This is a genomic window from Streptomyces glomeratus (assembly GCF_021462825.1).
GTDB lineage: Bacteria > Actinomycetota > Actinomycetes > Streptomycetales > Streptomycetaceae > Streptomyces > Streptomyces glomeratus.
The window spans coordinates 1-7,547 of the sequence record NZ_JAKEEB010000073.1 but is presented as its reverse complement, the minus strand read 5'-3'; the positions used below and the strand labels follow the sequence as shown (position 1 = coordinate 7,547).

Here is a 7,547-nt window from a genome sequence, read left to right as displayed (position 1 = left end):
TCACCCGTCAGCTGCATCCCATCACCCGAATCACCCGCGAAACGAATGATCACCCGGTCGAGCTTGCGCACATCCTTGCTTGAGGTCACAGGTTCAGTCCTTGATCTCGCACGTCCTCACGCCGGGGGGTTGCCGTGTTTGCGGGACGGCAGGTCGGCGTGCTTGGTACGCAGCATGTCGAGCGACCGGATCAGCACATGCCGGGTGTCGCGCGGGTCGATCACGTCGTCGACCAGCCCACGCTCGGCCGCGTAGTAAGGGTGCATCAGCTCCGTCCTGTACTCCTTGATCTTCTGCGCGCGCACACTGTCGGGATCGTCGGCGGACGCGATCTCACGCCGGAAGATCACATTGGCGGCACCGTCGGCACCCATCACCGCGATCTCGTTGGAGGGCCACGCCAGTGAGACGTCCGCGCCGATCGAGCGGGAGTCCATGACGATGTATGCGCCGCCGTACGCCTTGCGCACGATCAGCTGCACCCGGGGCACCGTCGCGTTGCAGTAGGCGTACAGCAGCTTGGCCCCGTGGCGGATGATGCCGTTGTGCTCCTGGTCGACGCCCGGCAGGAAGCCCGGCACGTCGACCAGCGTGACCAGCGGGATGTTGAAGGCGTCACAGGTGGACACAAAGCGAGCGGCCTTCTCCGAGGCGTGGATGTCCAGCACACCGGCCATGGAGGCCGGCTGGTTGGCGATGATACCGACCACATGTCCGTCCAGACGTGCCAGCGCGCACACGACGTTCGCCGCCCACATCTCGTGGACCTCGAAGAACTCGCCGTCGTCGACGATCTCCTCGATGACCGCGCGCATGTCGTACGCCTGGTTCGGATCGGCGGGGACCAGGTGCAGCAGGGCGTCGTTGGCGCGGTCCGCCGGGTCGTCGCACGACTCGACCGGCGGTGTCTCCCGGTTGTTCAGCGGCAGCAGCGACAGCAGGTAGCGGACCTCCTCCAGACAGCTCTCCTCGTCGTCGTAGACGAAGCCTGCGACGCCGGAGGTGGCGCCGTGGACGTCGGCGCCGCCCAGGCCGTCCATGGACACCTGCTCGCCGGTCACGGCCTGCACGACATCGGGTCCGGTGATGAACATCTGCGAGGTGTCACGGACCATGAAGACGAAGTCGGTGAGCGCGGGCGAGTAGGCCGCACCGCCCGCGCACGGTCCGAGCATCACACTGATCTGCGGGATGACCCCCGAGTTGCGCGTGTTGCGCCGGAATATCCCGCCGTAGCCCGCCAGCGCGGTGACGCCTTCCTGGATACGCGCGCCGGCGCCGTCGTTGAGGGACACCAGCGGTGCCCCCGCGGCCTCGGCCAGGTCCATCAGTTTGTGGATCTTGGCGGCGTGGGCCTCGCCCAGCGCTCCCCCGAAGATCCGGAAGTCGTGCGCGTAGACGAACACGGTGCGCCCGTGGACCTTGCCCCATCCGGTGACCACGCCGTCGGAGTGGGGGCGGCGCCGGTCCATGCCGAATGCGGTCGACCGGTGCCGCCGCAGCGCCTCGATCTCCTGGAAGGACCCTTCGTCCAGGAGCAGTTCGATGCGCTCGTGCGCCGTCAGCTTGCCTTTGGCGTGCTGACGTTCGGTCGCCTTCGGGTCGGGGCCCTGACGGACCCGTGACTTCAGCTCGATCAGTTCTGCCAGGCGCTCCTGGGTGAGCATGTCTACGCTCCTCCTCGGCCCGTGGTCTTCGACGGGTCATGCGGTGCCATGCGGGCCAGCAGGCGCCGTACGTCGGCGAGTTCTGCGGGGGTGGTGCCTCCGGCCGCGACATAGCCGTCGGGGCGCAGGAGCAGGAAGCCGGGCGTGCGCCGGGGTACGTGCTCATGGGCGAGCGGTACGGGTGACCCCTGTGCCAGCGCCCGGCCTCCCCGGTCCGTCCCGCCGTCCGCGGGGCCCAGCGTCACCAGCCGGAATCCGGCGGGGCCGGCCGTGGCGGGCGCGGGCACCCAGTGCGGGGCGCGCCTGCCGGGGGACGGCAGTCCGCGCGACCGTACGGCCGTCTCCCGGGTTCCCTTCCGCGGGCCTTCGGACAGCGTGTCGGGGTAGTGGACCCGCCAGCCGGCGAGCAGCGGGACGAACCAGCGACGCAGCACGCCCGTCGTCTCCAGGGCGCTCCACACCGTGTTGCGCACTCGGGCCGCGACGGGGCCGAGCATGAAGACCTTCAGGAACTGGTGGGTGGTACGGACGATCTGCTCGGCGGCCTGACGCCGTTCGGCCTCGTAGGTGTCGAGGATGCGCGGGTGCAGCGCCCCGTCGATCACGCCCGCCAGTTTCCAGGCCAGATTGTGCGCGTCCTGGAGCCCCAGGTTGAGACCCTGCCCGCCGAGGGGGGAATGCGTGTGGGCCGCGTCCCCCACCAGGAAGCAGCGTCCCTTCCGCAGGGCCGAGGCGATCCGCTCCTGGCTGGTGAACCGGTTGACCATGTCGAGGTCGTCGATCGCGATGCCGCCCGGGCCGCGTTCGTCGAGAAGCCGCTGGACACCCGCGGGTGTCACGGGATGGTCCGCGGGTACCGCGCCGGAGACCCTGGTCCGGCCACCGGGCATGGAGGCGAAGACGACCGAGCCCGTGCGGCCCAGGAAGTAGTGCACCGCGTCCCGTTCGAAGGCGCCGTCGATCCGGCCCTCGGCGAGCAGGAAGTCCGTGGGCACCGCGGAGCCGGCGAAGTCGATGCCCAACTGCTCCCGGACGGTGCTGCGCACCCCGTCGGCGGCGACGAGCCAGTCGGCCTCGATCATCTCCGGGCCCTGCGGCCCCTCGGCCTTCACGGTGACGACGTCCCCCGTGGTGGCCACGTCGGTGACCCGGACGGATCGCTCCACCCGCCCGCCGGCTCGTTCCAGAGCCGCCTCCAGCAGCCGGCCGGTGTCCTCCTGGGGGAGCATCAGCGGCTCGTTCTCCGCTCCCAGCGCGACGCGCAGAGTACGGCCGCCGGCGAGGTGGTAGCTCGTCGAGCGGATCCGCAGCCCCGCCCGCTCGGCCTCCTCCAGGATGCCGACTTCGCGGAAGACGCGCAGCGTGGGCGGGTGGAGCTGAACCGCCCGGGAACCGGTGTGCGGTTCCTTCTGGGCCTCCACGACCCGGGCGGGGACGCCGCGCTGCCACAGCGCGCAGCCGATGGCCAGCCCGACCGGGCCCGCGCCGACGATCAGAACGGGGGTCCGCTGCTTCATGCCGACCGCTCCTTCGCCGCGGCGGTGGTGGCCGGGGTCACTGCGGGCGCCGTGTCCTCCAGCCAGGTCAGAACGGCCCGGGCGGTGGTCGCGGCGTGCTCCTCGATCATCGAGAAGTGGTCGCCCGGTACCTCCCGGGCCTCATGGCGCCACTGCCAGGTGGACTGCCAGCCCCCGTCCCGTGGTTCGGGCGCCCCCGACACGGGCCGGGCGGGACGCACCAGCAGCACCGGGGCCTTGACGTCCGCCGACTGCCACCCGGCGACGAGATCGAGGTAGCCGCCCATCGCGGTGACGCGTTCGCTGCTCAGCGGCGCGAAGTCGCCGAGCCGCCTCGCCATGCCGTCCATCAGCGCGGGACTGAGCTCCGCGAGCACCTCGCTGTCGGGCAGGTAGGTGTCGAGAAGAATCAGCGCCTCGGGGCAGACGCCCTCGCTCTCCAGGCGCGCGGTGACCGCATGGGCCAGAAGTCCGCCGGAGGAGTAGCCGACCAGCGCGAAGGGTGCGCCGTCGGCACGGCGGCCGACCGCCTCGGCCGCCGCGACGGTGATCGCCTCGAGTGTCGCCGGCAGTCGCTGGCCCGCCAGGAAGCCGGGCAGCGAGAGCGCCGAGACCTCCCTGTCACCGGCGAAGGGCGCGGCGAACCGAGCGAACTGGTGGGGGCCCGACGTGGCGAGGACGGTGGGGAAGCAGATCAGCGAGGGCTGCCGAGCACCCTTGGCGAGGACCACTGCCTCGGGGACGTCGGAGGGTGCGGGCACGTCGAAGGACGGACGTCCGGCCGCCGCCGCGGCGATCCGGCCGCGCAGGGCGTCGGCCCTGCCTTCGGCCACGGCACGCAGATACCGCTCCCCCAGGTCGTCCTCCGGTCCCGCCGCGGCCACCGCGTCGTCGTCCCGGCCGAGTTCGTCGCGCAGGAAACGGGCCAGCGCGTCGGGGGTACGCCGGTCCAGGACGGTCCGGGCGGGCAGTTTGCGCCCCAGTACGGAGTCCAGACGGTTGCGCAGCGCCACCGCGCCCACCGAGTCCATACCGAGTTCGAGGAAGTCGCGATGGACGTCGACGGCCTCCGGGTCGGTGTGTCCCAGGAGGTCCGCGATCTCGGCCCGTACGAGGTCGAGCAGCAGCCCGTGCCGCTCTGCGGGACCGGCCTCCCGGAACCTCGCGAGCGCGGCCGTGGCACGGTCCGCGCCCGGCGAACCGGCGCCCTGGAGCGCCCGGCTCACCTCGGGGATGCCACCGAGGAGCGGCCCGGGACGGCCCCCGGCCAGCACCCGCACGTACAGGTCCCAGTCGACGTCGGCGAGGACCAGTGTGGAGGCGTCCTCGCCGAGCGCCTGCCACAGCGCGGTCAGGGCCCGACGCGGGGTGATCGGTGGCAGACCGCGGCGGGTGAGGCGCTCGCGCCGGGTCTCCGCGGCGGCCGCCGCCTCGGCCTCGTCCGGCTCCTCGTCCCACACGCCCCAGGCAAGGGACGTCGCGGGCAGGCCCTGGGCCCTGCGGTGTTCGGCCAGCGCGTCGAGGTACGCGCCCGCGGCGGCGTGGCCGGCCAGCCCCAGACCGCCGCCGAGAGCCGCGGCGACGGAGGAGAACAGGACGAACGCCGACAGGTCGTGGTTCCGTGTCAGCTCGTGGAGATGGCGTCCGCCGAGGGTCCTGGTGCGCAGGACGTTCTCCAGCCCGGCGGGCGTGAGCGTGCCGAGCGCCTCCTCCTCCAGCAGGCCCGCAGTGTGGAAGACGGCTGTCAGCGGGGCCTGGTCCGGTATGCCCGCCAGGGCCTCGGCCAGTGCGCTTCGGTCGGCGGGGTCGGCTGCCGACACGGTCACCCGGGTGCCCAGGGCCCTCAGTTCGGCGACCAGGTCCTCCGCACCGTCGGACGGTGCCCCCGGTGCGGCCGTCAGCAGCAGGTGCTCGGCCCCGGATCCGGCCAGCCGGCGGGCGAGATGCGCGCCCGGCCCGTGTGTGCCTCCGGTGATCAGGACGGTGCCGCGCGGCTCCCAGCGGCCGGTGGCCGCGCCACCGCTGCCCCGGGGGGCCCGCACCAGCCTTCGCGCGAAGAGCCCGTGCGGCCGGACCGCGAGCCGGCTCTCCTCCCCCGCCCCGCCGAGCACCGCCGTCAGCCGGGCCAGGTCCCGCTGCGTGGGAGCCCCGGGCAGGTCGACGACACCGGCCCACAGGTGGGGCACCTCCAGCCGGGCGACCTCGCCCAGCCCCCATACCTGGGCCTGCACGGGATCCTCGACACGGTCGACGCCACCGGTCGCGACGGCGCCCCGGGTCACCGACCACACGCGGCGGTCGAAGCCCGCGTCGGACAGGGCCTGAAGAAGCAGCAGGGTCCCCGCCAGCCCGTGGGGCAGCGCCGGCCGGCTTTCGTCGGCCGTACCGTCCAGCGGGAGCAGGGAGAGCACCCCGGAGGGGGGCTCTCCGTCCGTCGCCTCACGCAGCCGGCCGGTCAGCCCCTGCCGGTCGGCGCCGGGCTCCACGACCAGGGTGAGGGTGCGGGCTCCGCTGTCTTCGAGTGCCCGCACGACGGACCGGACCAGCGGCGAGCCCTCGGCGGCCGCGGGCACCGCGACCAGCCAGGTGCCGGTGAGGGCCGTCGGCAGGGGGTCGCCGACAGCCTGCCAGGCGGTCCTGTAGCGCAGGGAGTCCAGCTCCGGATCCGGGCGGCTGCTGCGCCGCCAGGACGCCAGGGCGGGCAGGACCGCGCCGAGCGGTCCCGCGTCCACGCCGAGGGTGGAGGCCAGGGACTCCAGGTCCTCCCGGTCCACGGTCTCCCAGAACGCGGTCTCGATCGCGTCGGCGGAGGTGGTGTCCCGTTCCGCGGTGGCCTCCACCCAGTACCTGCGGCGCTGGAACGCGTACGTCGGCAGCTCGACCCGGCGGGCCGTGGTGCCGGCGAACGCGGGGGTCCAGTCGACACGGACACCGCGTACGTGCAGCTCGCCGAGCGACGAGTAGAAGCGCTCCAGGCCGCCCTGGTCCCGGCGCAGCGTCCCGATGACGATGGGATCGCTCTCGGCGCTCTCGGCGGTCTCCTCGACGCTGAGCGCGAGCACCGGGTGGGAGCTGGACTCGACGAACACGCCGAAGCCGTCGGAGAGGAGCCTGCGCACCACCAGCTCGAAGCCGACGGGACGTCGGCAGTTCTCGAACCAGTAGTCCGCCGTCAGCTCGGTGCCGTCCAGCACCTCGCCGGTGACGGTGGAGTACAGCGGGACGCGCCCGGCCCGGGGACGTACGAAGTCCAGCAGTTCGGCGATACGGCCGCGCAGACGGTCGACCTGGGAGCAGTGCGAGGCGACGGTCGCCGGGATGATCCGTGCCCGGACGCCCTCGTCGACGAGTGTGGAGACCAGTTCCTCCAGGGCCTTGGGCTCACCCGCCACCGTCACCAGCTGCGGGCTGTTGACGCCCGCGATCGAGAGGGCGTCGCCATAGGGTTGCAGCCTCGGCTCCAGTGCGGCCTTGGCGATGCCGACGGAGGCGACCGCGCCCCGGCCGACGAGCTCGTCGGCGAACAGCTGCGAACGCAGGACGATCAGACGTGCGGCGTCCTCGAGGGTCAGCGCACCGGAGACGGCGGCCGCGGCGATCTCGCCCTGGGAGTGGCCGACGACGGCGTCCGGTTCCACGCCGTGGGAGCGCCACAGTTCGGCCAGGGACACCATCACCGAGAACAGCACCGGCTGGACCACCTCGATACGGTCCAGTGAGGGGGCGCCCTCCCGCTCCCGCAGCACGTCCTCCACGTCCCAGTCGACGTGAGCACCGACGGCCCGCGCACACTCCCGCAGGCGGCGAGCGAACACCGGTGCGGTGTCGAGGAGTTCCACGGCCATGCCGGCCCACTGGGAACCCTGCCCGGGGAAGACGAACACGGTACGGCCGTGATCCCGGGTGGCCCCCTTGACCAGCTGGGGGTGGGCCTCGCCGGCCGCGAGGGCCGTCAGTCCGGCCCTCACGGTGGCCGGGTCGCCGCCGATGACGACCGCCCGGTGGTCGAGCATGGCCCGGGTCGTGGCCAGGGAGTGGCCGATGTCGGCCGGGCTGTCCCCGGCGGGCGCAGACAGATGGCCGGCAAGCCGGGCGGCCTGGGCCTTCAGGGCGTCCTGGCTGCGGCCCGAGACCAGGAAGGGCAGCACGGCCGGTGCCGCGTGCGGGGTCTGCTGCTCAGGCGCCGGCGAGGTTTCCTCGGCGGGTGCCTGTTCCAGCACGACATGGGCGTTGGTGCCGCTCATGCCGAACGCGGAGACGGCCGAGCGGCGGGGCCGGCCGGTGCTCGGCCACGGGCGCTGCTCGGTCAGCAACCGCACCGCACCCGACTCCCAGTCCACGAACGGAGTCGGCTCATCCACAT

At 72.9% G+C, this 7,547-nt stretch carries 3 protein-coding genes; all 3 read right to left on the bottom strand.

Annotation, left to right across the window (positions count from 1 at the left end; translation table 11 throughout):
* Positions 1-116 precede the first annotated feature (116 nt).
* Genes LZ604_RS35030 through LZ604_RS35020 form a run of 3 tightly spaced genes read right to left on the bottom strand, consistent with a single transcriptional unit; the run spans position 117 to position 7,524 of the window.
* Positions 117-1,667, bottom strand: a complete 1,551-nt coding sequence (locus tag LZ604_RS35030; RefSeq protein ID WP_234520233.1) for an acyl-CoA carboxylase subunit beta — start codon at positions 1,665-1,667, stop codon at positions 117-119.
* 2 nt (positions 1,668-1,669) lie between these two features.
* Positions 1,670-3,184 (bottom strand): FAD-dependent monooxygenase, encoded by a 1,515-nt coding sequence (locus tag LZ604_RS35025; protein WP_234520232.1) that lies wholly within the window; start codon positions 3,182-3,184, stop codon positions 1,670-1,672.
* Positions 3,181-7,524, bottom strand: a complete 4,344-nt coding sequence (locus LZ604_RS35020; protein ID WP_308283716.1) for an SDR family NAD(P)-dependent oxidoreductase — start codon at positions 7,522-7,524, stop codon at positions 3,181-3,183. Before LZ604_RS35020 ends, LZ604_RS35025 begins: the two co-directional genes overlap by 4 nt.
* Between the last annotated feature and the right edge of the window lie 23 nt (positions 7,525-7,547).

Coding starts and splice junctions, on each gene's coding strand:
- LZ604_RS35030 (WP_234520233.1), bottom strand. CDS start 1,667: ATGCTCACCCAGGAGCGCCTGGCAGAACTGATCGAGCTGAAGTCACGG.
- LZ604_RS35025 (WP_234520232.1), bottom strand. CDS start 3,184: ATGAAGCAGCGGACCCCCGTTCTGATCGTCGGCGCGGGCCCGGTCGGG.